This is a genomic window from Selenomonas sp. (genome assembly GCF_057272215.1).
The window spans coordinates 47,685-72,224 of the sequence record NZ_DBHIUY010000012.1; the positions used below are offsets into that span (position 1 = coordinate 47,685).

At 57.6% G+C, this 24,540-nt stretch carries 25 protein-coding genes and 1 tRNA gene; 13 read left to right on the plus strand and 13 right to left on the minus strand.

Annotated elements, in window-relative coordinates:
- Nucleotides 1-4 precede the first annotated feature (4 nt).
- From rfaE1 to ACO5Z0_RS10520, 7 genes are all read right to left on the minus strand, one after another.
- Complete coding sequence (rfaE1, locus tag ACO5Z0_RS10490; RefSeq protein WP_485650264.1) at nucleotides 5-1,003, minus strand: D-glycero-beta-D-manno-heptose-7-phosphate kinase; 999 nt, start codon at nucleotides 1,001-1,003, stop codon at nucleotides 5-7.
- Between the two features lie 31 nt (nucleotides 1,004-1,034).
- On the minus strand, nucleotides 1,035-2,150 hold the full coding sequence (locus tag ACO5Z0_RS10495; RefSeq protein ID WP_485650265.1) for a glycosyltransferase family 9 protein: 1,116 nt from the start codon (nucleotides 2,148-2,150) through the stop codon (nucleotides 1,035-1,037).
- Between the two features lie 57 nt (nucleotides 2,151-2,207).
- Nucleotides 2,208-3,230, minus strand: a complete 1,023-nt coding sequence (locus tag ACO5Z0_RS10500) for a glycosyltransferase family 9 protein (protein WP_485650266.1) — start codon at nucleotides 3,228-3,230, stop codon at nucleotides 2,208-2,210.
- A gap of 20 nt (nucleotides 3,231-3,250) precedes the next feature.
- Nucleotides 3,251-3,715 carry a D-glycero-beta-D-manno-heptose 1-phosphate adenylyltransferase gene (gene rfaE2, locus ACO5Z0_RS10505; protein ID WP_442672525.1) on the minus strand — a complete coding sequence of 155 codons (465 nt, stop codon included), beginning with the start codon at nucleotides 3,713-3,715 and terminating at the stop codon, nucleotides 3,251-3,253.
- A gap of 58 nt (nucleotides 3,716-3,773) precedes the next feature.
- Nucleotides 3,774-4,730: a bifunctional heptose 7-phosphate kinase/heptose 1-phosphate adenyltransferase gene (locus ACO5Z0_RS10510; protein WP_485650267.1), complete on the minus strand. Its 957-nt coding sequence runs from the start codon at nucleotides 4,728-4,730 to the stop codon at nucleotides 3,774-3,776.
- Nucleotides 4,731-4,816: 86 nt separating this feature from the next.
- Nucleotides 4,817-6,370 (minus strand): LPS-assembly protein LptD, encoded by a 1,554-nt coding sequence (locus ACO5Z0_RS10515; protein ID WP_485650268.1) that lies wholly within the window; start codon nucleotides 6,368-6,370, stop codon nucleotides 4,817-4,819.
- Between the two features lie 11 nt (nucleotides 6,371-6,381).
- Nucleotides 6,382-7,302, minus strand: coding sequence for a hypothetical protein (locus ACO5Z0_RS10520; protein ID WP_442672528.1), 921 nt, complete (start codon nucleotides 7,300-7,302; stop codon nucleotides 6,382-6,384).
- A gap of 240 nt (nucleotides 7,303-7,542) precedes the next feature.
- Here ACO5Z0_RS10520 and ACO5Z0_RS10525 point away from each other — a divergent pair, with 240 nt between their 5' ends.
- From ACO5Z0_RS10525 to ACO5Z0_RS10550, 6 genes are all read left to right on the plus strand, one after another.
- Complete coding sequence (locus tag ACO5Z0_RS10525; RefSeq protein ID WP_442672529.1) at nucleotides 7,543-7,848, plus strand: nucleotidyltransferase family protein; 306 nt, start codon at nucleotides 7,543-7,545, stop codon at nucleotides 7,846-7,848.
- Nucleotides 7,838-8,167 (plus strand): HepT-like ribonuclease domain-containing protein, encoded by a 330-nt coding sequence (locus tag ACO5Z0_RS10530; protein ID WP_442676403.1) that lies wholly within the window; start codon nucleotides 7,838-7,840, stop codon nucleotides 8,165-8,167. Before ACO5Z0_RS10525 ends, ACO5Z0_RS10530 begins: the two co-directional genes overlap by 11 nt.
- Nucleotides 8,168-8,435: 268 nt before the next feature.
- Nucleotides 8,436-9,404: a bile acid:sodium symporter family protein gene (locus ACO5Z0_RS10535; RefSeq protein ID WP_485650281.1), complete on the plus strand. Its 969-nt coding sequence runs from the start codon at nucleotides 8,436-8,438 to the stop codon at nucleotides 9,402-9,404.
- An 18-nt stretch (nucleotides 9,405-9,422) separates the two neighbouring features.
- A complete protein-coding gene (gene panC / locus ACO5Z0_RS10540; protein ID WP_442672531.1) occupies nucleotides 9,423-10,283 on the plus strand; it encodes a pantoate--beta-alanine ligase in 861 nt (286 codons plus the stop codon).
- Nucleotides 10,274-10,657 (plus strand): aspartate 1-decarboxylase, encoded by a 384-nt coding sequence (gene panD, locus ACO5Z0_RS10545; RefSeq protein ID WP_485650269.1) that lies wholly within the window; start codon nucleotides 10,274-10,276, stop codon nucleotides 10,655-10,657. The genes panC and panD overlap by 10 nt, the downstream gene beginning before the upstream one ends.
- A gap of 174 nt (nucleotides 10,658-10,831) precedes the next feature.
- Complete coding sequence (locus ACO5Z0_RS10550; RefSeq protein WP_442672533.1) at nucleotides 10,832-12,196, plus strand: alanine/glycine:cation symporter family protein; 1,365 nt, start codon at nucleotides 10,832-10,834, stop codon at nucleotides 12,194-12,196.
- A gap of 52 nt (nucleotides 12,197-12,248) precedes the next feature.
- Here ACO5Z0_RS10550 and ACO5Z0_RS10555 read toward each other — a convergent pair whose 3' ends face one another.
- On the minus strand, nucleotides 12,249-13,589 hold the full coding sequence (locus ACO5Z0_RS10555) for an anaerobic C4-dicarboxylate transporter (RefSeq protein ID WP_485650270.1): 1,341 nt from the start codon (nucleotides 13,587-13,589) through the stop codon (nucleotides 12,249-12,251).
- 209 nt (nucleotides 13,590-13,798) lie between these two features.
- A complete protein-coding gene (locus tag ACO5Z0_RS10560) occupies nucleotides 13,799-14,113 on the minus strand; it encodes a hypothetical protein (protein ID WP_485650271.1) in 315 nt (104 codons plus the stop codon).
- 136 nt (nucleotides 14,114-14,249) lie between these two features.
- Here ACO5Z0_RS10560 and ACO5Z0_RS10565 point away from each other — a divergent pair, with 136 nt between their 5' ends.
- A complete protein-coding gene (locus tag ACO5Z0_RS10565; protein WP_442672535.1) occupies nucleotides 14,250-14,705 on the plus strand; it encodes a DUF441 domain-containing protein in 456 nt (151 codons plus the stop codon).
- On the opposite strand, the gene ACO5Z0_RS10570 is transcribed toward ACO5Z0_RS10565, so the two are convergent.
- Entirely contained in the window at nucleotides 14,698-15,978 is a 1,281-nt protein-coding gene (locus tag ACO5Z0_RS10570) for a DAK2 domain-containing protein (RefSeq protein ID WP_485650272.1), read from the minus strand. The genes ACO5Z0_RS10565 and ACO5Z0_RS10570 overlap by 8 nt on opposite strands.
- A gap of 379 nt (nucleotides 15,979-16,357) precedes the next feature.
- On the opposite strand from ACO5Z0_RS10570, the gene ACO5Z0_RS10575 reads away from it, so the two are divergent.
- From ACO5Z0_RS10575 to ACO5Z0_RS10595, 5 genes are all read left to right on the plus strand, one after another.
- A complete protein-coding gene (locus ACO5Z0_RS10575; protein WP_485650273.1) occupies nucleotides 16,358-18,886 on the plus strand; it encodes a cell division protein FtsA in 2,529 nt (842 codons plus the stop codon).
- 132 nt (nucleotides 18,887-19,018) lie between these two features.
- Nucleotides 19,019-19,092: transfer RNA gene (locus ACO5Z0_RS10580), tRNA-Gly, on the plus strand.
- A gap of 151 nt (nucleotides 19,093-19,243) precedes the next feature.
- Complete coding sequence (locus ACO5Z0_RS10585) at nucleotides 19,244-20,050, plus strand: class I SAM-dependent methyltransferase (RefSeq protein WP_485650274.1); 807 nt, start codon at nucleotides 19,244-19,246, stop codon at nucleotides 20,048-20,050.
- 66 nt (nucleotides 20,051-20,116) lie between these two features.
- Nucleotides 20,117-21,208, plus strand: coding sequence for a TNT domain-containing protein (locus ACO5Z0_RS10590; protein ID WP_485650275.1), 1,092 nt, complete (start codon nucleotides 20,117-20,119; stop codon nucleotides 21,206-21,208).
- A complete protein-coding gene (locus ACO5Z0_RS10595; protein ID WP_442673216.1) occupies nucleotides 21,168-21,395 on the plus strand; it encodes a hypothetical protein in 228 nt (75 codons plus the stop codon). Before ACO5Z0_RS10590 ends, ACO5Z0_RS10595 begins: the two co-directional genes overlap by 41 nt.
- Nucleotides 21,396-21,461: 66 nt before the next feature.
- On the opposite strand, the gene ACO5Z0_RS10600 is transcribed toward ACO5Z0_RS10595, so the two are convergent.
- From ACO5Z0_RS10600 to ACO5Z0_RS10610, 3 genes are read right to left on the minus strand one after another with little or no spacing between them, the layout of a single operon-like run.
- Nucleotides 21,462-22,049: an MptD family putative ECF transporter S component gene (locus ACO5Z0_RS10600; RefSeq protein WP_485650276.1), complete on the minus strand. Its 588-nt coding sequence runs from the start codon at nucleotides 22,047-22,049 to the stop codon at nucleotides 21,462-21,464.
- Between the two features lie 23 nt (nucleotides 22,050-22,072).
- A complete protein-coding gene (locus tag ACO5Z0_RS10605; RefSeq protein WP_485650277.1) occupies nucleotides 22,073-23,554 on the minus strand; it encodes an ABC transporter ATP-binding protein in 1,482 nt (493 codons plus the stop codon).
- Between the two features lie 10 nt (nucleotides 23,555-23,564).
- On the minus strand, nucleotides 23,565-24,275 hold the full coding sequence (locus ACO5Z0_RS10610) for an energy-coupling factor transporter transmembrane component T (RefSeq protein WP_485650278.1): 711 nt from the start codon (nucleotides 24,273-24,275) through the stop codon (nucleotides 23,565-23,567).
- A gap of 69 nt (nucleotides 24,276-24,344) precedes the next feature.
- On the opposite strand from ACO5Z0_RS10610, the gene ACO5Z0_RS10615 reads away from it, so the two are divergent.
- Nucleotides 24,345-24,540 (plus strand): hypothetical protein (locus ACO5Z0_RS10615; protein WP_485650279.1); only part of this gene is annotated, 196 nt, incomplete at its 3' end.

A 24,540-nucleotide genomic window follows, 5' to 3' on the forward strand; every position in this document is an offset into this window, starting at 1 on the left:
AAACTTATGCCTCTTCGCGCGGCATTTCCCTCAGCGCTTCCTTCAACTCCTCGCGGCTCACGGCATAGGTGCCGAGTTTACGCACGACGACACTTGCGGCGAGATTGGCGAGGAAAGCGGCGTCCGCTCCCTTGAGTCCGCCGGAAAGCCCTGCGGCGAGGACGGCGATAACCGTATCGCCCGCACCCGATACGTCGAAGACTTCCTGTGCACGCGTCGGGATATGCACTTCTTCACCCTCACGCACGAGTGTCACACCGCTTTCCGAACGCGTCGCGAGCACATTTTTGATGCGGTACTTGCGCGTGATGTAGTGCGCGGCCTTGACCACTTCGGCATCGGTGTTCTTGATGGGATCGATGAGAATTTCGTTGATTTCTTTGACGTTCGGTGTGATGTAGTCGGCGCCGCGGTACTTCGTCCAGTTCGCGCCTTTGGGATCGATGATGACGGGAACGCCGTGCGCGTGCGCCGCTTCGATGATCGCCGTCGTCGTGACTTCGCTGCACGTTCCCTTCGCATAGTCGGAAACGACGATGGCGTCGATGCTTTCGGCGAGCTTGCAGCGCACGAAGGCGAGGAATTTATCGATGTAGATCTTCTCAAGCGGCTCGGTGCTCTCAAAGTCGAGCCGCATCATCTGCTGATGTCCGCCGATGATGCGCATCTTCGTCGTCGTCGGGCGGTTCGTCGGCACGAGTCCCGCATGGTCAATGCCGTTTTCCACGAGCTTTTCCTTCAAGGAGCGGCAATGGTAGTCCTCGCCGACAAAGCCCGCGAGAAGCGTGTCGCAGCCGAGAAGCGCGAGGTTGTGCGCAACATTCGCCGCGCCGCCGAGCGTTTCTTTCTGGCGCATGATGTGGTTGATCGGCACGGGCGCTTCGGGCGAAATTCGCGTGACTTCGCCGTAGTAATATTTGTCGAGCATGACGTCGCCCGTGACGAGGATCTTGCAGCGCGAAAGACGCTCTTCGACGAGGGCGAGCATTTTTTCGATGTCCATAGAAAGCTCCCTTCCAACGAGATAACTTCTCTTATAATTCTACAACCTTGCAGCGATATTGTCCATCATGCGCAGGGATATTGCCGACCTTGTTTTCATATTGCCGCAGAAGCTCCTCCGCATAGCGCAGTACTTCCTTGACAGGGATGTTCTTCATGCACGCCATATTTTCTGCCCCCTCTCTCGGACATTCGTGCTTGCCGCACGGATGGCAGGCCTCGGGCGTCTTGAGTAGGATGTCCTTGGCGTCGTAGGGGTAAAACCCCGGCACGGGACTTGCGCCGAACATCGTGACGATGGGCACGTTCATCGCGACGCCGACGTGCATGGGGCCGGAATCCGTCGTGATGAAGAGCGCACATTTCTTGAGGAGCGCCGCAAGCTCGGCGAGCGTGACGCGTCCCGTGAAGGTCTGCAGCATCGCATGATCGCCGTGGCGCATCTTGGCGCGGCAGGCGCGGACGAGTTCTTCGTCCATCGGACCGCCGAAGAAGGCGATGCCGTAACCTTTTTCCAGAAAATGGTCAGCGGTTTGCGCAAAATACTCGTCGATCCAGCGCTTCGTCTTCCAACTCGCGCCGATGTTCAAGGCGACGACCTTCGCTCCCGCAGGAAAGGCGTCCTGCCAGAGCTTTGCCGCGCTTTCTTCCGCACCTTCGGGCAGCCACATCTCCAAGCCAGCATCGTCGATGCGCTCGATGCCGACGGCTTCTTGCAGCACGTCGAAGTGGGAATGGATCTGGTGCTTGACCGCTTTCTTGTTTTCCATGACCTTGTTGAAGAAGGCGGAAAAGAGGGGCTTTGCATAGCCGACGATGCGCCCTGCACCCGAGAAGGCCGCAAGCGCTGAGGCGCGTTCGTTGCGGTGCAGATTGATGACGAGGTCGAAATGCTCGCGACGAACACGGCGGATAAAGCGCAAAAAAGCGAGCGGATGATTATCCGCTCCCTTCTTGTCGAGCAAAAGACAGCCGTCGATATGCTTGTTATAGATCACAAGATCGGCGAGCTTCTTGTCTGCGAGAAGCGTGATGCGAGCCTTCGGAAAGTTCGTCCGAAGCGTCCTGAGGACGGGCGTCACAAGCATGAGGTCGCCGATGTGCATGAGGTTGATGACGAGGATGTTGTCGTAATCTTTTTGGCGCATAAATGATTCCTTATAGTGATTGCTGAAAAGCAAAAAAGTGGCACGCATCTACTACCTTCACTGTGCCAAAACGTCCCGAATCTTTTCCTTGACTTCCTCGACGGAGAGGATCGCGAGGCAGTCAAGTCCCTTGGGACATGCTCTCTTCCAGCAGGCTTTGCAGGTGCGTGGGATCTCCACGGCATTTTGCTGCTGTCCGTAGGGACCGTTGCGGTTGGCGTCGGTCGGCCCCATGAGCATGATGGTCTTGGCGCCAAAACCGGCGGCGAGGTGGACAGGTCCGGTGTCACCGCCGAGAACGAGCGCGGCGCGTGTGAAGATGTGCGCTAGCTCCTTGAGGCTCGTGCGCCCGACGAGGTTGACCGGCGGCACTTCGGCGAGCGCTTCGATGTCGCGCACGAGACTTTCGTCGAGGCGGCCGCCGCCGACGAGCACAGGCGTAAATTTTTCGCCATAAAGCCAGTCAGCAAGCACAGCGAAGTATTTCATCGGCCAGCGCTTGTTCGGCCAATTCGCGCCGATGGCGAGGACGACGAATCGGCTATCCTCACGCACGCCCTCGGCGGCAAGCAGCGCATCTGCCGAAGCAGCTTCTGCAGGGGAGACGGCAACGGGGAAGCGCACCTCGTCAACGCGGCAGCCAAGGGCGCGCGCGACATCGAGGTATCGCTCGACGATGTGACCTGCGGCGTGCGCCCCTTGGACGGGACGGCTCACATAGGCAGAGCCTTCGCGCATGTTCGCCGTGCCGAGACGCAGTTTCGCTCCCGACTGCGCAACGATGACGGCGGATTTGAATAGTCCCTGCAGGTCGAGCGCTGCATCGTATTTGCGTGCGCGAAGCTCATGGCGAAAAGGGCGGAACTCTTCAAGGAAGCCGCGCACGGTACGAAAGCGCTTCTTTTCAAAAAGAATAATGTCGTCAATGTAAGGATTGCCCGTAAGAATATCGTAGGCTGTCGGCTCGACAACCCACGTCAGATGCGCTTTGGGATACGTCTCCTTAATCGCATAGGACACGGGGAGCGCATGAATGACATCGCCGATGGCGCTGAGTTTGACAACCAAGATGTTGTCCATGATGCTCCCCCTCCTCTTCCTTATTTTCGGTTGATTCTTTCGATGATCTTTGTCGTCGAGCGACCGGGCACGAGACCGATGAAATGCACCTCGCCGCCATACCTTTCGACGATCTTCGCTTCGGGCAGCGTCTCTCGCGTGTAGTCGCCGCCCTTAGCGTAGACAGCGGGACGCACCTTCTCGACCAGAGCTTCCGCCGTCGGTTCATCAAAGAGCACGACGTAATCGACAGCGGCGAGCGCACCCACGACCTCTGCACGGTCGAGCTCGCGGTTGACAGGGCGCGTCTCTCCCTTCAAACGGCGCACGGACGCATCGGTATTGAGCCCGAGCACGAGACAATCGCCCAGAGAGCGCGCCTGCGTCAGATAGCGCACATGCCCTGCGTGCAGGATGTCGAAGCAGCCGTTCGTAAAGACGATGCGCTGCCCTGCTGCGCGCAGGGTAGCGCAAAAGTCCTCGATCTTTTCGTTTGGTATCAGCATGAGAATCTCCTTTTCGACAAATTCTGCCTGAAAGCTCCTCTACCTGCCCGAACAGTTTTCATTTCATCAACGCTGCCTTAAGCTCTGCCGCGCTGACGGTCGCCGTACCGAATTTTCGCACGGCGACGCCCGAAGCGATGTTTGAAAGCTGTGCCGCCGCCAAAGGATTCGCACCGCCCGCGAGTGCAAGAATAAACGCCGCGACACACGTATCGCCCGCGCCCGAGACATCGTAAACCTCGCTCTTGTCCGACACAGGGATCTCATGCCTTGCGCCGTCGGCAAGAAAGAGCATCATGCCCTTCTCGCCGCGCGTGATCAGCGCCCCCTTCGCGCCGATTTCGGTGATGAGCGCACGCGCCGCCTCTTCGATTGCGTCCTCCGTATCGAGACGCCGTTCAAAAGCGGCGGCAAGTTCGGCATCATTCTGCTTCACATAGTCGATGCCCGAGAAGGAGCGCACGCCGTAGCGCGAATCGACGATTGTCGGAACGCCGCGCTCGCGGCAGACAGCGAGCAGCCGCTCGCGAATCCCCTGCGTGACCGTGCCCGAGCCGTAGTCGCTCAAGATGACGGCATCGACATGCGCAAGCGCCTGCAGGAGACGCACTTCCAACGCCTCTGCAAGCGCAGAGGAAAGCGGCTCACGGCTCTCCTTGTCGATGCGCACAATCTGCTGACTGACCGTCGCCCTGCCGCCCGCGATGACGCGCGTCTTGGAAATCGTCGGTCGTTCAGAAGTCGCCAGAAGTCCCGCCGTATCGACGCCCGCACGAGAGAGCACCGAGGCAATCCCCGCACCGCCCGCATCCTCGCCCAAGATGCCGAAAGCGCACACCGCGCCGCCCAAAGTCGCCGCATTGTGTGCAACATTTGCCGCGCCTCCCGCGACGACGCGCTCGCCCATCTCCTCTAAAACAAGTACGGGCGCTTCCCGCGATATGCGCGAGATACGTCCGTCGAGGTAAATATCCGCGACCATATCGCCAAAGACAATAACGCGCGTCCCTTTCATACATCTCACTGCTGATACCAATTCATTCATCTTCGCTGCCGAACCATTCGTTTTTGATACCATTCCCCGCTCCTTTTTCGCGCGGATCACCACGGCGTGAAGTTCAGCCGGATGCTCCAACTGTCGCGCTTCACACGATAGCGCGTAACGAGCTGTACGCAGTGCATATCGTGATACCAATAGTAGTCGACATCATTCAGCGTGCGCCGATCAATATCGTACGCCGTACCGCAGACGACACGGTCACGCTCCGTCAGCCGATAGCTGAATCCCGTGTAGAGCGCACGGTTGTAATCCGCTACATTATAAGCAAAGAGAGCATTGCCTGTGTATACCTGCGAATAGCTGTACTTGCCATAGACGGTCAAACGATCGTCAAACTTCTTCAAGAGGGTCGCCGACCAGCTGAGTCCTGCAATTCGCGATTGATTGTACGATTCCGTCGTCACCGAGTAATCCGTCGCCAAGGTCAGCGAAGCGCCTCTCCCCAACGGAATCGGATCGTGGTAAACATTGACCTTCCAATACGTATGCGTACTCTTAATCCCGTGGTTATACCAGCGCCCGCGCTCCGCCTCGACGCCCCAGCCGATCGGCGCATCCTTGAAGTGATGCCCGAAAGTATAATGCAAGCTCGGCGCACGACGAATCCAGTTGTCGTCGCTGTCCTGCCAATAGCCGTATTGGAAGTGCAGCGTCCCGTAGTCGCCGCTTGCGCGAAGTTCTGCCTTACCCTTCCAACCGTCCTTCGACGTCACCTGCAGCGTCGGGATAAAGTCGATCTGCTTTGCCACGGGAAGCGTGAAATCCTGACTGACGATGACGCCGTCGGCTTTCGTATACCCCACCGTCGGAAAAGGCGGCGCATCCTCATGTCCGGGACGCAGATCCGCCGTATACCTGTCACGATGACCAACGCGCACCTTTTTCAGCCATAGATCACAGTCGTAAAATACCATCTTGTCGTTCGGATAGATCTCAATGCGCTTGGCGCTCACACTGTAATCGGGCGTCTTCGCATGGCATTTCGTCGCACGTCCCTCATGGACGACGACATGATCGGGGAATATCTCGATCTTCTTGCCCGAGATATACTGATGTCCAACCTTTCCCTCCGCATCCTCAACCTTACCGATGCCGACGCCATAGTTGTACGAGAGCTTCCAGCCGCGAACATCGGCGCGCACCATGCCGGGCGTCACCTGCAGAAGATGCGCCTCGTTTTCGACGACGACATCTTGTGTGCGAGCGTTGCCCTTGATCTCTTCCGATAGGATGCGGCGGTTGTCGATCCTCGTGATCTTTACACTGCCGCGAGCGAAAAATTCGCCCGTCACCTGATCGTAAAACAGCTCATCCCCCTCAAACGCCGTCGGCAAAGGAGTCAAGTGGTCCTCCATAGGCTGACGCAGCTCGGACTGCATCGCCGCCGTATCCTTCAGGAGCGTTTCCTGCGCCTCGGAAAGACGATTTTCCCGCTCAGCGCGTCGCTCGTTCTCGATGTAGTCAAGGACGTCCGCTGCTGTATCGCTCGACGAGCGATACTCTGCGAACGCCGCCGAGGGCAGACAGGACGCCGCAAAAACTGCGGCCAAGAGAGCGCCTTTTCGAGCGGAAAAACGCCGAACCATCATCTTCATGAAACTTCCTCTCACCTTTCCGTCGTCGGTATCGCGTAGAGAACAGTATCATCGTGCGTTTGGATGAAAAGCTCCGTCCCCTCGGGCAACTCGATGTTCTTGCCCTTGACGAAAGCGCCGCCGATGATACCGATCGGACCCAAGAGCAGCATACCCGCGACGCTCGCACCCGCAGCCATAGCGTAACTCTTCATCTCCTGCTTCGACTCCTCGCCGACGAAGGTCTTGACATCGGTGCCGTCCATCGCTTTCGTCGTATGGAAATCGGTGTCAATCCGCGCGTCACGGCCAAAATTGCGCGCCTGATCGACCTTCTTCACCGTGCCCTCGCCCGGCTGCCCCTTGGCAAAGACGAGCATACCGCCCACCACGACGTCCTCTGCCACCTTATAGTGAATGGTATCACCTGCCTTGATCGTCTTTGCATTGACTGCCTGCGTCAAGGCGATGCGAATCAGCGTATTCTTCGGCACCGTCACTTGCTCCAGCGGCACACTGTAACCGCCGAACGCCGCCGTGCCGAGATCCTGTATGCGCTTCTTGTACGTGCCCGCACTCGTCTTTCCTGCAACCAGCATTTCCATCTCCGTCACACGCTTGTCGACAGACTTCGGGCTGACCTCATGCATAAGTCCCCATTCGATGGCATTGAGCTGCGTCAAAAGCCCCGGCCCCATCGAGTTGTCGAAGATATCATCGTAGACGATATTGACGCGCTCAAGCATCGCGCCGTTATTGTGCGCACCGAGATAATCCTTTTCGAGCCGATTGATGCGGTCGAGAAGCGCACCTGTCTGCTCGCCGCCCCACGTCTCCTGCTCGACGGCAGAGAGCTTTCCCTGCACCGTTTCCTCCGCTGCACGGACAACGCCGACCTGCGTCACAAAAAGCGCGGCACAAAGCGCCGTGCTCATGATTTTTTTCAAAAACATAGCGGTTCCCCCTTCTTACAAACATGCCTATGGAATCACTGTCCCTACGAAATGCATGACTTCGGTGAATTTTCCCTTATGCCTTATTCTGCAAACAGCGGGGAAATCCTTCCTTAAAAGTCGCCTAGATGAAAGACGCGCGAATTTCTTCGCCGAGAAGCCGCTTGACACAAGCCCTCTTGCATAGGTAACATAGAACGTAAGGAAAGATGGGAGCCTATGTCGAGGGAGGAATGACACATGCCCGAAATGATTTTTACCTCTGACGAAATCAAACGAAGACTTCAGCCGATTTTCGACAGCCACAAAATCCGGCAAGCCATTCTTTTCGGCTCTTACGGAAAAGGAACCGCCACCAAGGACAGCGATGTGGATTTGCTCGTAAGCAGCAACCTGCGCGGTCTGAAATTCATAGGCTTTGTGGATGAATTGCGTCAGGCTCTGGATGATAAAGACATGGACGTCTTGGACATCACCCATATTGAGCCGCAGTCACGAATCGCCGAAGAAATTCGGCAGACAGGGATTGAAATTTATGCGCGATAAAATCATTGTCGATAAAATGCTTCGTTACGCAAGCAAAGTGTGCAAATACTGCCAAGATACTTCCTACGAGGAATTTCAGGCGAACGACATGCTGCTGGAGGCTTGCGTCTTCAATCTCAGCCAAATTGGTGAACTGACCGCAAAATTGAACGACAACTTCAAAAAGCAGTATCCGCAGGTGCCTTGGGCGCAAATCTATGGGTTGCGCAATCGCATCGTCCACGACTACGAGGGCGTAAATCTCCGTCTGATTTGGGAGATCATTTCCGAGGATATGCCGGATTTGCAGCGAACATTGAACGACATAAACGACGAGTGATGCCATTTTTCATCTCTTGCATTTTCCCACACACTATGCTATCTTATGGTCAGCGAAGATGATATCCGCAAGGAATCGTACTTCGCCGCCCTTTGCCGTGCAGGCACGTCCTGCTTTTCTCCTGCCGCAAATGAATACACATCTGCTTAGATCCCTCGGGACTGAGACAGCAAGGACTCGCATAAGATTACAGCGCATACGGCGCATAGCCGCAGCTGTTTTGCATATTTTTCAGCCTTTCTGTCTTGTCGGCAGGAAGGCTTTTTTGATGGGAGGAATCCTCTTGCAAAACATTGGTCGTTTCATCGTCAAGAACATGGTCTGGCTCGTCGTCCTCGTCGGCGCGGCGGGCGCTGTCTTTCCCGCGGCGCTGTCTTGGATCGCGCCGCAGGTGCCGCTCCTCTTGGGACTGGTCATGTTCGGCATGGGCATGACGATCGAGCTGAAAGACTTCCGCCATCTGGCGCGTCATCCGTGGGAAGTGGGCGTCGGCGCACTCGCGCAGTTCACGATCATGCCGCTCATCGCTTATCTGCTCACCCAAGTGCTCGCTCTGCCGCCCGACCTCGCCATCGGCGTCATCCTCGTCGGCGCCTGCCCCGGCGGCACGGCATCGAACGTCGTCACCTACCTCGCAAAGGGCGACGTGACGCTCTCGGTCGCCATGACGACGGCGACGACGCTCCTCGCCCCCTTCGTCACACCATTTCTGACGCTCCTCTTGGCAGGCGAAGAGATCACCGTCCATGCACCTTCGATGATGCTCTCCATCGCCGAGATGGTGCTTCTGCCCGTCCTCTTGGGCGCGGCGGTCAACCACTTCTTCCGGCGGCGCGTCGAGCGTGTACTGACCGTGCTGCCGCTCATCTCCGCCCTGCTCGTCGCGCTCTTGGTCGGCGTCGTCGTCTCGATGAGCGCACCGCGTCTCACCGAAATCGGACCGCTCGTCGCCCTCGCCGTCATCCTGCACAACGGCTGCGGGCTTGCGCTCGGCTATGCGCTCGCCGCACGTCTCGGCATGTCCGCTTCGAAACGGCGCACCGTCGGCATCGAGGTCGGTATGCAGAACTCGGGCATGGCGGCGTCTCTCGCGCTCCTCTATTTCAGCCCCGCCGCCGCAATCCCCGCCGCTCTCTTCAGCGTCTGGCACAACATCTCCGGCTCGCTTGCGGCGAACTGGTTCACGCGGCGCGACGCAGACGACAATGCGCTTTCCGCCGACATTTCCCTCAGATAAACCCTAGGAGGCAATCTCATGAACATCTTGACCACACCGAAGGCACTCCAAGACTACGCAAAAAGCGTCAAACGCACAGGCGAAACGATCGCGCTCGTGCCGACGATGGGTGCGCTCCACGCGGGGCACCTCTCACTCGTCGAAGCAGCGCGAAAAAGCGCGGATCGCGTCATCGTCTCCGTATTCGTCAATCCCATGCAGTTTGGTCCGAACGAGGACTTCGCCGCCTACCCGCGCACCTTCGAAGCCGACGCGGCGAAACTCGAAGCCGCAGGCGTCGACGCCGTCTTTCATCCCGCGCCCGAGGCGATGTACCCTGCCGGCTACGCGACCTGCGTCGAAGTCACGGGCGCACTCACGGCGAAACTCTGCGGCGCGAAGCGTCCCGGACACTTTCGCGGCGTGGCGACCGTCGTATTGAAGCTCCTCTTGCTCTCGGGCGCAGACAAAGCGTTCTTCGGGCAAAAGGACGCGCAGCAAGTAGCCGTCCTGCGCCGAATGATCGCCGACCTCGGCGTCGCGACCGAGATCATCATGGCGCCCATCGTACGCGAAGCATCGGGACTTGCGCTCAGCTCGCGCAACGCCTACCTGTCGCCCGACGAGCGCACCGCCGCCCTCGTCCTCTCAAAGAGCCTGCAAGAAGCCCACGACGTCTACGAAACGGGCGAAAAACGCGCAAAGGTACTCAAAGAAATCACTGCCGTCGAACTTTCCAAAGAACCGCTGGCAAAGATCGACTACGTCGAACTTTACTCCTTTCCGGATCTGGAAGAAATTGAACGAATCCATGCGCCTGCGCTCCTCGCCGTCGCCGTATACATCGGCAAGACGCGCCTCATCGACAACATCATCCTGGGGGAAGAACCATGCTGCTGAACTTGATGAAATCCAAAATTCACTGTGCAACCGTCACGGAAGCAAATCTCGCCTACATGGGCAGCATCACCATCGACGAAGCGCTCATGGAGGCAGCGCACATCTTGCCGCATGAGCGCGTGCAGGTCGTAGACAACAACAACGGCGCACGCCTCGAAACGTATGTGATCAAAGGCGCACGCGGCTCCGGTGTCGTATGCCTGAACGGCGCCGCCGCACGCTGCGTACAGCCCGGCGACATCGTCATCATCATGTCATACGCCATGATGACCGAAGAAGAAGCGCGCGCCCACACGCCTATCGTCGTCATAGCAGACGAAAAGAACCAGCCGCGAGAGGTGCGCGGGAGAGAGCAGCACGGCACGATCGGCTAACTTGGCACGAGGTTCTTCGGCGCTTCCTCGGACAAAAATCCCCTGCGAAACAAAACGCCTGTCGCAGGGGATTTTTTCTTCCCATGCCTTTACAAATCAACGCAATTTATGATAACATAAGGTTCGTTATTTATATGCACTATTGTCCTTTGACAATGGAGAGGGGACGTATTTATGGACCATCTGATTCCGCTGCTCAATTCCATCGATTCCGTACTCTGGGGACCGCCGCTCATCATCCTTCTCGTGGGTACAGGCATCATCCTGACCGTGCGTCTGCGGCTCCTGCAGGTCGTGCAGCTGCCGCTCGCGCTCTCGCTCATCTTCCGTGCAAAGAACCGCGGCGAAGGCGACGTGTCGAGCTTCAAGGCTCTGTGCGTCGCGCTCGCCGCGACCGTCGGCACGGGAAACATCGTCGGCGTCGCGACGGCAGTCAAGGCGGGCGGTCCCGGCGCGATCTTCTGGATGTGGATGGCGGCGTTCTTCGGCATGGCGACGAAGTACGCCGAAGGACTGCTCGCCATCAAATACCGCACGACGGACAGCCACGGCGACATCGCGGGCGGTCCGATGTTCTACATCGAAAGAGGGCTCGGACGCGCGTGGCGTCCTATGGCGATCTTCTTCGCCTGCGCCTGCGTACTCGTCGCCTTCTTCGGCATCGGCACCTTCCCGCAGGTCAACGCCATCGTCGACAGCGTCGAGATCTCGTTCGGCGTGCCGCGCTGGGCGACGGATCTCGCCATCACAGCGCTCATCGCCGCCATCACACTCGGCGGTCTCAAGAGTATCGCACGCGTCGCCGCTGCCATCGTGCCCTTCATGGCTCTGACCTACATCGCGCTCTCCCTCATCCTCATCGTCATGAACATCGACGCCCTGCCGCACGCCGTCGCCCTCATCTTACAGAGCGCGTTCACAGGCGAGGCTGCCGTCGGCGGCTTCGCCGGCTCGACTGTCATGATGGCGATGCAGAACGGCATCGCGCGCGGCGTATTCTCGAACGAATCGGGGCTTGGATCCGCGCCCATCGCATCCGCCGCTTCCAAGACGAAGCGTCCGGCGGAGCAGGGGCTGATCTCCATGACCGGCACATTCATCGACACGATCATCATCTGCACGATGACAGGGCTCGCCCTCGTCTTGACGGGCGCATGGTCGGGCGATGCGGCGGGCGCAGCCATGACGAGCGCCGCTTTCGCCGCCAGCTACGGCGTGATCGGCAGCCACCTCCTGACGATCGCGCTCGTACTCTTCGCGTTCACGACGATCCTCGGCTGGAACTACTACGGCGAGCGCGCAATCATCTACCTTTTCGAGCGCAAAGGCGTGCTGCCATATCGGCTCATCTTCATCGCGCTCGTCGCCTCGGGCGCTTTCTTGAAACTCGAAGCCATCTGGATCCTCGCCGACATCGTCAACGGTCTCATGGCGATCCCGAACCTCATCGCGCTCCTGCTCCTGTCCGGCGTCATCGTGCGCGAAACGAACCTCTATATGAACTACGTCAAGCGCCATGCACGAATGAAGGAAACGTAAAAAGCGCCCGCACGACACCGTTCTTTCGGTATCGTACGGGCACTTTCCTTTTTCAAAAGATCAAATGTGCGACCACATAGCCCACGCAGCAGCCGGAAATGACGCCGATAAGCCCCGGAATCATAAAACTGTGATTGAGCAAATATTTGCCGATGTGCGTTGTACCCGAGCGGTCAAAGCCGATGCACGCGAGATCCGACGGATATGTCGGCAGGAAGAAGTAGCCGTAGCAGGCAGAGATGAACGACATGATGAGCACGGGATCAACGCCGACATTAAGCGCCATAGGAACGACGATGGCGATCGCCGCCGCCTGCGAGTTCACGAGCTTTGACGTGAAGAACGCAATGATCGCATACGCCCACGGGTACGCCTGCACTGTCGCACCGAGAAAATCCTTGAGGATCGCCATGTGTGCGCTGAAATATGTATTCGCCATCCAAGCGACGCCGTAGACGGAGAGCAGCGCGACCATACCCGAGCGGAACACTTGGCTGTTGCCGACATCCTTCGCCTTCACCTTGCAGAAAAGCAAGATAGCGGCAGCGATCAAGAGCATGATCATCTGAATGACTTCCGTCATGTCGATCGCCTTCATCTCGCCCATCTTGTCGGGAAAATGCGGCAAGAGCGCCGGATCGTTGCCGAGAACCGCTATGACAAGAATGCCGATAAAGAAAATGAACATCGCATGATAGTATGGGCGCGGCAGCTCCTGCCCCTGCAGGCTTTCCGACTCGCCGTAGACGTACTCCTTGTTTTTCGGTTCCCTGATGAACGCTTGAAACGCCTCATCCTTGTCCAGATCCTTGCCGCGCCGATAGCTCCAAAGCGCAGCGCAGACGACGCCCGTCAAGGTCGCCGGAATCGTCACGCCGAGCACCTGCAGCACCGAGACGTGATGCCCCGCCTGCGCCATAAATGCGATGATGGAAACGACCGCGACAGAAACAGGCGAGCCGCATATCCCCATCTGCGCCGCGACGGAAGAGACCGCCATAGGGCGCTCGGGGCGGATGCCCTGCTTGATCGCCACATCATAAATGATGGGAAACATCGTGTAGACGACATGCCCCGTACCGCAGAGCACGGTCAAGAGCCACGTCGTGACAGGCGCGAAGATCGTGACCTGCTTCGGATTGTTTCGCAAAAGCTTTTCCGCATACTTGAGCATGACCGTAAGACCGCCCGATGTCTGCAAAAAACCTGCGCAGGTGACGACTGCAAGAATCGTCAGCATGACGGAGATCGGCGGCACGCCCGGCTGATAGCCAAAGACGAAGGTATAGACGGCAAGCCCGATGCCGCTGATGACCGCAAGCCCGATGCCGCCGTGATGCACACCGAAAAGCAAACAGCCGAGCATGACAAGGAAGCCCAGAAACATTTCCATAAAAATTCCTCCCAAAATCCCACGAAAACGGCAAAAAAAAGACGCCCGTTCCCTAAAACTGTCTTGACCGGAGAAACCGAAAAACCCTTTCCTCCGCACAGGATTTTAGAAGCCTTGCCGATCATACGCTTTAATTATAATACAATAATTGTACGCAGGCAATAAAAAAGGGCGCAGACGCGCCCCGTGGAAAAATTTTCCTTACGTTCTTAATATCTGCGATGTTCCTTCACATACTCGACGGGACGGCTCCAATCGACATGGACGTCCGTCGCTTCCCAAAGGCGCGTCAGAGCCGTCTTGAAACTCTCAACATCGGCAACAGGATCAATAATCTCCTTGCTGAAGTCGCGCAGCGTTTCGTGCGGCACGCCGATCTCATGCTTTTCACCGAGATACGCTTCGACCGCGCGGCGCCCCTTTGCATCATCTAAGACGACCGTAGCCGTCCTTTCTTTCGCATCATACTCGATGTAGCCCAGCTCCTTTTTATACTGAATGGCTACGCTGTAATTCGTTGACACGCTTGATCACCTTTCCTTATCTTCATTTTTCCGCTATACTATAAGAAGCACTGATACATTCAGCGTTTCCTAAGAGAATGCCGCCGCACGGCATTTCCCCGCAAATTCCCCTCTGCAAAAAAGAAGGTGCTTCCTAATGTATTCCGAATATCTCATGCTGTTCGTGATCCTTGCGCTCGGCATCGCCGGGCACAATACGACCGTCGCTTATGCCGTCATCATCGTGCTCATCCTAAAGCTCCTCGGACTGACGTCGATGCTCAACATCCTCGCCGCCAACGGGCTGAACTGGGGCATCGTGATTCTTCTGGTCGCCATTCTCGTACCGATTGCGACGGGTGATGTGACCATATCAAACATGATCGACGCCTTCAAAAGCCCCTTGGGCATCGCCGCCATCCTCTGCGGCGTGCTCGCGGCAGCGGCAGGCGGCGGCGGCGTCGAACTCCTGAAGAACGATCCGCATATCGTCGCTGCACTCATCATCGGCACGATCATCGGCGTCTGCTTCTTCAAGGGCGTCGCCGTCGGTCCTTTGATCGCGGGCGGCATGACCTATGCACTGATGAAGCTCTTTGCCGTCCTCAAGTAGACACGCTTTCTTCCAGCAGCTTGCGCATCGCCTTGGCGTTTTCCTTGGCGGTGCGTTTTTTTTCATAAAGAGCGACCGCTCTGTCTTGCTCGGCTTCGTCTCTCGCAAGCACAAGTTCGACGCGCTCGCCAAGGATGCGCTTCGCCTGCCGCAGCACAAGCTCCATCGACGCATCGGCGGCGACAAGCACATAGGTGCGTGCGAGATCACTGTGCGCCGCGTGCAGAAGCTCGGCGACCGACGGGCATTCCTCGCGGCTGCCATGCACAATGACATTCGCCCCAAGCTCCGTCAAACGCAGCCCGCGCGCCGCATCGGACGCGACGGCAAGCAGCGCAACGGGCAGCAGCGACGCATAATCCGCCGTCAGCGAATGCGCCTCCGCCATATCCGTCACACGAAACGACTGCAGCCTGCCCCAGCCGATCGCCTGCTCAAGGACAGCGCCCGGATGATCCGTATGCACATGGACGAGCAAAGAGCGCTCATCGGCTTCGACAGCGACGAAGCGGCACTCATCCTGCAAACGTCGCTCGACATCGTGTGCGCGCACCTTGCTGCCCACGATGCGAAACGTCACGCAGTACGGACGCACAAGATCGCGGCGCGGATCCGGAATCGAGAGCCGATCTTTTCCCATGCCGAGCGAAAGGCTCACGGCAGGCGACACGAAGTTGCCGTCAAGCCCCTTCATACAGCCCTCCAAAAACGTCTGCATGACGAGCGCCCCCGGCTCCTCGCGCTTTTCCTCTGCCAGAGCCTTTTGCCCCTCGCAGATCGCCGTCTGCAAGATCTCCGAGATCGGCAAATTCGCTCGCACAGCATGATACGCCCCCTTCGCGACCGCCTTGGCGGCGGCGACAAGCACCGTTTCCACCGTCGGCGGCAGCACGCGCTGCGCATAGAGGATACCGTACTGAAACGCCTTGCCGAACTCCGACGACGTCGCGTCCACTTTGCCCGACAGTCCCTTTGCGATGCCGCGCAGAAGCTGTGCGAGCACGACGCCAGCCGTCCCGCGCGCCCCAAGCACCGCCGCGCTCGCCACACGCCGTGAAAGTCCGCCGATGCTCTCGTCCTTCGCGTCGACAAGCGGCATGACCGCCGCTCCCATCGTGCGCAGCACATGTGTACCCGGCAAAGTCGTACGCTCCCCCATCTTCTTTCTTGAGAGTGCGTCAATGCCCTCGTATTCCAGAAGGAACTCGCCGTAAGCGCCGCTCAGCATACGCTTGAAATCGCTTCCGGTGATGACCTCTCGATTGCCTGTCATAAGGATCCCTTCTTCCTATGGGAGCCACGGATACATGCAGCGTCCAGCAGATGGACTTTCATCCATGATCCCCATGCAAACTACACGCACAAACGTCCACTTTGTGGACATTGTGCGCCGCCCTTACAGAAGCCTGGCCAATCGATCCGCGCCTTCGGCTTGACCTCTTGGGGCTTCATGCTAAAAATTTATAGAAAAATTCCTGTCAGAAACAGGATTCCTCTATATTATTCGCGAAATAAAAGAATTAACCTTCTATAAAACTTCGATAATCCCATTTCCGCGATGAAAATTCTCATAGAATCCGCAGGAAAAGCGTTCGCAAAAATTCCTGCACCCTGCGGAAAAGGAAGAGAACAGCAAGCAAAGGAGCCATTCGATGCCTAGAACAAGAAAGACCTCGGCAAAAGCAGAAAAGTCGGAAGTTCTCGCTGCAGAAGCAGTCATTTCCGAAGCTGCGCCTACCGAAGCCAGCCTGCCGGGCGGCGAAGAAACCACAAAAGAGCAAGCCCCACTTGCAGCCGCGCAGGATGCAAAAGAATCGCCGGACGAAGCGGCAGCCGCCGCGTCAAGTCCCACCCCTAAGAAGCGCGGTCGAAAATCTGGCACAAAGACAGCCGCCAAGACGACACGTGCGAAAAGCGCAAAAACTGCCGTCAAAAAACCAACGAAACGCACCGCTGCGAAAAAAGACGCATCTGCAAAAACAACCGCCGAACCTTTGAAGCAAAAGCCGCACGGCGAGCCGATCTTCGCGCTCGACATCGGCACGCGCAGCATCATCGGCATCGTCGCCGAAAAGCTCGAAAACGACCAGATGCGCATCTTAGCGACCGTGCGCCGCGAGCACAAGACACGCGCCATGCTCGACGGTCAGATCCACGACGTGCCGCAAGTCGCCGACCTCATCCGCGAAGTCAAACGCGAACTGGAAAAGACGACAGGACCATTGAAGTCCGCGTCCGTCGCCGCCGCCGGACGCGCCCTCTACACCATGACCGCGGAAGCATCCGTCGAGATCAACGGCGTCATCACCGACGAGCAGCAGCGCGCCCTCGATTTCTCGGGCGTACAAGCGGCACAGGCGAAACTCGCCGGCTCGAAAGACATCGAAGATCCCGGCCGCTACTACTGCGTCGGCTACAGCACAATCCAATACACGCTCGACGACATCCCGCTGAAAAGTCTCGTCGGTCAGCGCGGCAAAACCGCCAAAGCGACCGTCATCGCGACCTTCCTGCCCCGCCAGGTCATCGACTCCATGCAATCCGCCCTGCGGGACGTCGGACTTGAGATGCGTGCGCTGACCTTAGAGCCAATCGCCGCCATCAACGTCCTCATTCCACCGACAATGCGCCACTTGAACCTCGTACTCGTCGACATCGGCGCAGGCACATCCGACGTCGCCATCACGAAAAACGGCTCGATCATCGCCTACGGCATGGTTCCCTTGGCAGGCGACGAAATCACCGAAGCCATCAGTCAACGATACCTCCTCGACTTCAACGTAGCGGAAGACGTCAAGCGCAACTCCGCCGCCGGACGCGAGTCGAAATTCACCGACATCCTCGGCACAGAATACGTCCTCGGTCCCTCTGACGTCATCGGCCCCATCATGCCGAATATCCAGAACCTCGCTGACTCCATCGCACGCCAAGTCCTCGAACTCAACGGCGACTCGCCGCAGGCCGTCATGCTCGTCGGCGGCGGCTCGCAGACCCCAGGGCTGCCCGCGCTCGTATCAAAGGCGCTCTCCGTGCCCGAAAACCGCGTCGCCGTACGTCACCCCGAGACCGTCATCGGCGTCGAGAGCATCCCGGCAGAACTGCAGCGCCCCGATGCCGTCACGCCCCTGGGCATCTTGAAGATCGCCTCGATCAACCTGCTGCACTTCCTCTCCGTCTACGTCAACGAGCAGGAAATCAACCTCTTCAACTTCCGTGATCTCACGGTTTCCGACGCACTCTTAAATGCCGGCATCCAACTCAAAAAATACAACGGCCGCCCCGGACTCGGCCTCATGGTCACAGTCAACGGCGAGAAGAAATTCTTCCCCGGCTCGCTTCCCTCTATGGCGATCTTGAAGCTCGACGGCGAAGACACGACGCTCGACACCCTCGTCAAAGCCGGCTGCCGCATCACCGTCGCGCACGGCAAGAACGGCGAGACACCCGAAGTGCGCCTCGCCGACGTCCTGCAAGTCGAGCCGGAATTCCCGCTTGAGATCAACGGCAAAGAAACACGCATCCACCAAGCCGCCTACGTCAACGGCGAAGTCGCCAAACCCGACCGCCTGCTCGCCGACAACGACGTTGTCGAGAGCAAAGAGCCGCGCACCTTGGGCGAAGCCCTAAAAGCCGCCGGCTACCCGCCGACAGGCCGCAAGATCCACTACACGCTGAACGACAACCATGCACAGTACGTCGTATCACCCGAGATCCTGCTAAACGACGAACCTGCGACGATTTCCGCGCCAATCCACGAAGGCGACCGCATCGAATATCAGATGACCGCCGAGCCAAAACTCAGCGACGTCCTCGACATCTCGCGCCTGCAGGCCGCCATCACCATCACCTACAACGATCAGGAGTACGAGATCCCTTCCGCATCCCTGGAACTTGAAGTCAACGGCCACAAGGCGTCGCCCGGCACCTATCTTGAGGACGGCAGCATCGTCTACTACAAACTCTCCGAAAAGAAAGCCACGACTGTCAACGAAGCCCTGCTCGCCGTCGGCTTCGAGCCGCCGCCCGCCACGAGCCGCGTCAGCGTCTCCATCTTCGTCAACCGCCGCCCCGTCGTCTTCACCGACCCCATCAAAAACGGCGACCGCCTCGACATCGTCATCAAGCCGTTGCCCTCCCCCACCGCAGGCTTCAACAGCAGCGGCACTGCAGCACAGACGTAACCCATAGCTATACGCACAAACGTCCACTTTGTGGACAAAAGTGCGCCGCCCTTACATGAAATAGCCAATCAGTCTGCGCCCTTTGGGCTTGACTTCTTGGATTTTCATGGTACAATAAATCTCGTAGTGTTTGCGGGCATAGTTCATCGGTAGAATGAAAGCTTCCCAAGCTTTAGAGGTGGGTTCGACTCCCATTGCCCGCTCCATAGAGAGAATAGAGCTGTCTGTCACGGCAGCTCTTTTTTGCTCTCACTGCCCATTCACATTCATTTCCCCTTGACACAGCTGAATAAACGGCATAAGATTTTTACAGATATTGAGATTTTATATCAATCATCTTTCAAGGAGGATTCTGACATGAAAACAAAACTCAGCGGGGTTGCGGAAACCTTGCTCATTCCGCTGTGGGCGCGGGCAGTGGAAACGAAGCGCGCGAATGGGCTGATTCAAGACGAATTCGCGGTGCAGCTCGTCGAGCAGATCGACTACGACTTCGCCAAATTCGCCCGTGCCAAGCACTCACAGACAGGGGTCGCCGTACGCAGTTACATTCTCGACCATGAAACGAGATCATTCATCGAAAAGCACCCCGATGCAGTCTGCATCAATCTCGCCTGCGGTCTTGACACTCGTTTTTATCGCGTAGACAACGAGCGAATCGACTGGTACAACCTCGATTTGCCCGACGTCATGAGCTTGCGACAAAACCTGCTCGCAGAAGAAAATCCGCGCGTACACGAAATCGCTGCTTCTGTTTTCGACTCCGACTGGGTTCAAAAAGTCGAACATACAGGCCGCCCCGTCCTCATCCTTCTGGAAGGCGCCGCCATGTACTTCACGGAAGAAGAAATGCGCCGACTCTTTTCCATGCTCGCCGAATCCTTCGCCGACGCATCCATGCTCATCGAGATCATGCCGCCCTTCATCATCGGTCAGCAAAAACGCCACGACTCCGTAGACACAAAAAAAGCCCCTTTCCAATGGGGCGTAAAGAGCGGCAAGGAAATCGAAAAACTCCATCCCGCCATCACCTTCCTCAAGGAGCAAACTTTCTACGAAGGATTCCGCCGTCGCTGGGGCTTGTTTGGCGCTCTCTCCGTGATTCCGTGGTGGAACAACAACTGCAACGACAAGATCGCCTGCCTGCACTTTGCCGCTCATTGATGGCGCGTAAAGGAAGCGCTTTTTAAAAATTTTCCATATTTCTTCACAACGACAGAGAGGTGTCTTATGAAAACTAAATCCATCGCACTGCTGCTCCTCTGCCTGTTTCTTCTTCCCATCTGCGCTTCTGCAGCAGAGCTTGACGCGGATGATCTGACGCTCGGCGGCATTCATCTCGGCGATACAGCTGCCGATGTCGAGCGCATCTACGGAGCGCCCGTACGCATCCGAGACGGGGCTCAGGGGTTCTTAAACGGCGCAGTCATTCCGCTTCGCACCTGTGACTACGGCAATACCCTGCACGTTCGCTTCGATCTGGCGGAGGACCGCGTCTATGACGTGATGATCGGCGCGCCAAGCGACGACCTGTACGATACGCAAAGCGACGACGCAGACACCGGCATCACGACTGCACGCGCCATCCACATCGGCAGCAGCCGCGCTGACCTCGAAGCTGCCTACGGCACACTGCCCGCCCCCCTCGTCGATCACAGAGCGCCGCCGACCTGCGCGTATATCTATGCAGGAACAGACGGCAAGCTCGCCTTCTACGTTACACCCGAGCGCAGCCTCACCATCCACGCGATTCATCTCGTCGCCGAAAAACGCAGAAAAGCTGCACAACCACGCACTCCTGCCAACACGGAAGAGCCGTCCGAGCATGAGCAAATGCGCCGGAACTTCCTTGCACCGAGCGATGCGTTTCTCGCTGAACTTGCCGCAGAGCAGTCGCTCCCCTACACCATCGGCAAAGAGGGCGCCTCGCGCTTCTATGCAGACAACGGGCGCCCTATCTATCCCGCCAATGACGGCGCCGTCGGGCACATCGCCACGATCACCCTGCGTGCAGGAAGCGTCATACTGACGCGCTACGGCGCAGCGACGGGACGCTACGTCTCGCCTGCAGGCACGCCCTTCGAGCAGCGTGCGCTGCCGACGACGACCGATGAAAGCGACTTCCATACCTACATCGTATGCAGAAACATCGACGGCGTCGAAAAAGGCAAAATTGCCCCGTGGTTCGGTCAAGCGGGCGGCGGCATCCAGTACAAGCTGCCCGACCGCATCTCAAACCTGCTCGACGGCGCAGAACCGTTCCTAGAGGAGGTGGACAGCGATGACCGTGCGCGATCTGGAGCCGATTCTCAAGCGGCATAACGTGCCAAAGTCGCACTACTCCCTCACGGCAAACGACGAGCCACTCGCCGAATCCTATCTGTGCATCCGCACAAGCCCCGCCAACGCCATCCATATCGTCGAGCGCAACCAAATCACCATGCGCCGCACCTTCGCCACAGAAGACGAGGCATGTCGAGCATTCCTCAAAGAATTGCGCATCGTATAAGCACACAAAAGCGCTGCTGCGCGGAACAAAGCCGTTCCATGCAGCAGCGCTTTTTGCATTCTAAAATTACGCCAGCTCCTTCAAATGCTTCTTCAATACTCGCTTGCCTAGATAAATGCCGATGAAGCCGCCCGCGAAAGCGATTGCCATGCCTGCCAGCAAGAACCAGCCCGTGCTGTGTGCGACCATCCGCTCGATGAACTGCATATCCATGCCCGCCGCCTGCCACTTCTCCATATTCTGCTCCAAAAAGAACAGCAGCGGGATCGCACCGCCAAAAACGTAGGCACTCTGAATCAAACCATAGCCGATCGCCAAGACCGGCGTCTTGCAGCCGAGCCGATGGACGACGAGATCGACGACGAAAGCCGTCGCCGTTACCGTACCGACGAACGGCACATACATCATGCCCGAAAAGCCCGCGAAGAGCGCCGTGCTGATACCGATGAACAACGTCAGTGCGCCGAACTTCGGGATCTTCTTCACGACGAAAAGTACGATCGTACCGAGCAGTACACCGATGACGGCGGGACTCAGTGCGTGCATCATCGGCGCCATCAGCACTGTGAGCGCACCGATGCCCATGACAAGTACGCCATAGACCGCCGCCAAGATGCCGATCAGAACAAAATCACTGATTTTCCATGCGTTCATTTATTTCTCCTCCAAACTTCCATTCATTCGCCAAAACGCCGCAGCCGCTCCGTAAACACGCGCTTGAGCGCCCCCTCACCCAAGGGAAAATCCTCGGCAATCCGTCCGTCCTCAAGCAAGACGACGCGATTGCACGAGTTCATGATAAACTCCACATCGTGCGTGATGATGACAGCGGCGCGCTCCTCCCCCGTAAATTCACGGATCAGCGAGCAGACCGTTCGCATATTGCGATAGTCAAGACCGCTCGTCGGCTCGTCGAAGATGCCGACGCGCTTGCCCAAGAGGCACGCGCCGGCGATGACGAGCCGCTGCTTCTGCCCCATCGAGAGCCGCGTCGGATGCTCATCGAGCCAGGGCATGAGGCGAAAATCCGCCAGCGTCTTACGGATGCGCTCGTCGATATCCACCACAGCTTCTGAGCCAATCAGGAGATCGTTGTAGACACTCGAACCAAAAAGCTGAAAATCCACATTCTGCATCACATAGCTGACGGCGCGGTAGCGTTTGCCGCTGGGGATCGCTTCACCCGCCGCACGAACCTCGCCTGCACGCTCCTTGAGAAGACCGCAGATCACCTTCGCGAGCGTTGATTTGCCGCAGCCATTTCGCCCCAAGAGAGCGACGCGGTCGCCTGCATAGATGTCCAGCGAAAGCCCCTGCAATACATCCTTGCCCTGCGCATAGCCGAAGGAGATCTCTGCAAGCGACAAGAGCGGCGCAGCCGTCCTCTTTGCAGGCGGCTGCACAGCGCCCGTCTCGCCGAAGAGATCGACGCCGCGCACACCCGCCTCATGCAGCGCTTCGTTCGTCAGCGCCGATAGAGCCGCCCTTTCGTACACACGATGAATCGTGCCATCCTGCATGAGCAGCAGTCGATCCGCGATGCCGCAGAGATAGTACAGACGATGCTCGGCAACGACAATCGTGCAGCCATGCGCCTTGAGCAAGACAAGCAGATCGTGAAGCTCCTCGATCGATGGATAATCGAGATTTGCCGATGGCTCATCCATGAGCAGAACATCCGTCTTGAGCATCAACGCCGAAGCGATCGCGATCCGCTGCTTTTCCCCGCCCGAAAGCGCGGAAAGTCTGCGCCCCAAGAAGCGGTCGAGCCGCAGCATCTCCGTGACAGAACGCAGACGACGCTCAATCTCTTCCGGCGCGACACCAAAATTCTCACACGAAAACACGAGATCGGACAAGACATCGAGGGTAAAAAACTGATTGTCGGGATTCTGAAACACCGTCGCCGCCATGCGAGAGATGTCGCCGATACACATATCGCGGCAGTCCTTGCCGTCAAGCATCACCTTGCCCGCCGTCTCCCCCTCGTAAAAGTGCGGACAAAGCCCGTTGATCGAGCGCAGGAGCGTCGACTTGCCGCAGCCACTCTCACCTGCAACGACGACGAGCTCCCCGCGACGAATTGTGCAAGTGTTGCCGCAGATGCTCCGTCGTCCCTGTTCCTTATATTGAAAGCCAACATTTTGCAGATCAATCATACGATTTCCCTCATACAAACGCACATAAAATGAGCGAAGCCGTTGAAGCGGCAAGCATCGCCGCATCCTTCGCCGCCAGACGCACATCGAAGTACGACGTGCGCCGCGTACCGAACGCATAGCCCTTGACGAGAGCCGCGCCCGAGAACTCCTCCGTGATCTTCTCGCTGCGGAACAGCATCGGCACGATCAGGTACTCGATTGCCTTCATCGGATGGAGCGCGACGAACTTCAGCGAGATCGGAATGCCGCGCAAACGCATAGCATCAAGGATGACGCGAAAATCCGCTGCCATCGCCGGCAGATAGCGGATCATCACGACGATGCTCAAGACAACGCCTCGATGCAGATGCAGTCGATCGAGCGCCGTCGTGATCTCCGCGATATTCTTTCCCTCCTTCAGCGCAAATCCGAGTCCGACGAAAGGATACACGCGCAAAGTGAGGAAAAGCACCATCTGCACCAAGAATACGACGGCATTTTGCATCCCCATCGCAAGCGTCATGCCAAGCGCATACTGCACCGCCGCGAGAGCCGCAAAACCAACGCTGTACTTCACTGTCCGCCGCCATGCGCCCGTATCCGCCAAAACGACGGCAGAAAGCACGAAGGAACACAGCAGCACAGCCTCTGATCCGGAAACGATCAAGAAGAACATCAGCAAGATATTCAGATATAAGATCGTACGAAAATCAAACATCCTTCGCTTCTTCGTCAGCATCAAGCATGACCTCTTCCCCAAACAAAATTTAAATAAGGCAATAGATGAAACCATCCATCGCCTTATTCATTGTATCAACTTTTTCTCGTATTGGCAACCATTCTCTTTCTTAAAAGGACAGTATACTCGGGCAGAGTTTCCGTGCCGCTGCTGCCGAAGAAGGACTCCGCTCCGAACTTCACGCTGCCGGATCAAAGTAAGCTGTGCATTCTGCCAAGCTCCTGCACGCGCTCCGTGGAGAACTTCGATATGCGTGCAATCGTCT

Bases quoted from the DNA above. Each gene is read 5' to 3' on its own strand.
- rfaE1 (WP_485650264.1), bottom strand. From the start codon at position 1,003: ATGGACATCGAAAAAATGCTCGCCCTCGTCGAAGAGCGTCTTTCGCGC.
- ACO5Z0_RS10495 (WP_485650265.1), bottom strand. From the start codon at position 2,150: ATGCGCCAAAAAGATTACGACAACATCCTCGTCATCAACCTCATGCAC.
- ACO5Z0_RS10500 (WP_485650266.1), bottom strand. From the start codon at position 3,230: ATGGACAACATCTTGGTTGTCAAACTCAGCGCCATCGGCGATGTCATT.
- rfaE2 (WP_442672525.1), bottom strand. From the start codon at position 3,715: ATGCTGATACCAAACGAAAAGATCGAGGACTTTTGCGCTACCCTGCGC.
- ACO5Z0_RS10510 (WP_485650267.1), bottom strand. From the start codon at position 4,730: ATGAAAGGGACGCGCGTTATTGTCTTTGGCGATATGGTCGCGGATATT.
- ACO5Z0_RS10515 (WP_485650268.1), bottom strand. From the start codon at position 6,370: ATGAAGATGATGGTTCGGCGTTTTTCCGCTCGAAAAGGCGCTCTCTTG.
- ACO5Z0_RS10520 (WP_442672528.1), bottom strand. From the start codon at position 7,302: ATGTTTTTGAAAAAAATCATGAGCACGGCGCTTTGTGCCGCGCTTTTT.
- ACO5Z0_RS10525 (WP_442672529.1), top strand. From the start codon at position 7,543: ATGCCCGAAATGATTTTTACCTCTGACGAAATCAAACGAAGACTTCAG.
- ACO5Z0_RS10530 (WP_442676403.1), top strand. From the start codon at position 7,838: ATGCGCGATAAAATCATTGTCGATAAAATGCTTCGTTACGCAAGCAAA.
- ACO5Z0_RS10535 (WP_485650281.1), top strand. From the start codon at position 8,436: ATGGGAGGAATCCTCTTGCAAAACATTGGTCGTTTCATCGTCAAGAAC.
- panC (WP_442672531.1), top strand. From the start codon at position 9,423: ATGAACATCTTGACCACACCGAAGGCACTCCAAGACTACGCAAAAAGC.
- panD (WP_485650269.1), top strand. From the start codon at position 10,274: ATGCTGCTGAACTTGATGAAATCCAAAATTCACTGTGCAACCGTCACG.
- ACO5Z0_RS10550 (WP_442672533.1), top strand. From the start codon at position 10,832: ATGGACCATCTGATTCCGCTGCTCAATTCCATCGATTCCGTACTCTGG.
- ACO5Z0_RS10555 (WP_485650270.1), bottom strand. From the start codon at position 13,589: ATGGAAATGTTTCTGGGCTTCCTTGTCATGCTCGGCTGTTTGCTTTTC.
- ACO5Z0_RS10565 (WP_442672535.1), top strand. From the start codon at position 14,250: ATGTATTCCGAATATCTCATGCTGTTCGTGATCCTTGCGCTCGGCATC.
- ACO5Z0_RS10570 (WP_485650272.1), bottom strand. From the start codon at position 15,978: ATGACAGGCAATCGAGAGGTCATCACCGGAAGCGATTTCAAGCGTATG.
- ACO5Z0_RS10575 (WP_485650273.1), top strand. From the start codon at position 16,358: ATGCCTAGAACAAGAAAGACCTCGGCAAAAGCAGAAAAGTCGGAAGTT.
- ACO5Z0_RS10585 (WP_485650274.1), top strand. From the start codon at position 19,244: ATGAAAACAAAACTCAGCGGGGTTGCGGAAACCTTGCTCATTCCGCTG.
- ACO5Z0_RS10590 (WP_485650275.1), top strand. From the start codon at position 20,117: ATGAAAACTAAATCCATCGCACTGCTGCTCCTCTGCCTGTTTCTTCTT.
- ACO5Z0_RS10595 (WP_442673216.1), top strand. From the start codon at position 21,168: ATGACCGTGCGCGATCTGGAGCCGATTCTCAAGCGGCATAACGTGCCA.
- ACO5Z0_RS10600 (WP_485650276.1), bottom strand. From the start codon at position 22,049: ATGAACGCATGGAAAATCAGTGATTTTGTTCTGATCGGCATCTTGGCG.
- ACO5Z0_RS10605 (WP_485650277.1), bottom strand. From the start codon at position 23,554: ATGATTGATCTGCAAAATGTTGGCTTTCAATATAAGGAACAGGGACGA.
- ACO5Z0_RS10610 (WP_485650278.1), bottom strand. From the start codon at position 24,275: ATGCTGACGAAGAAGCGAAGGATGTTTGATTTTCGTACGATCTTATAT.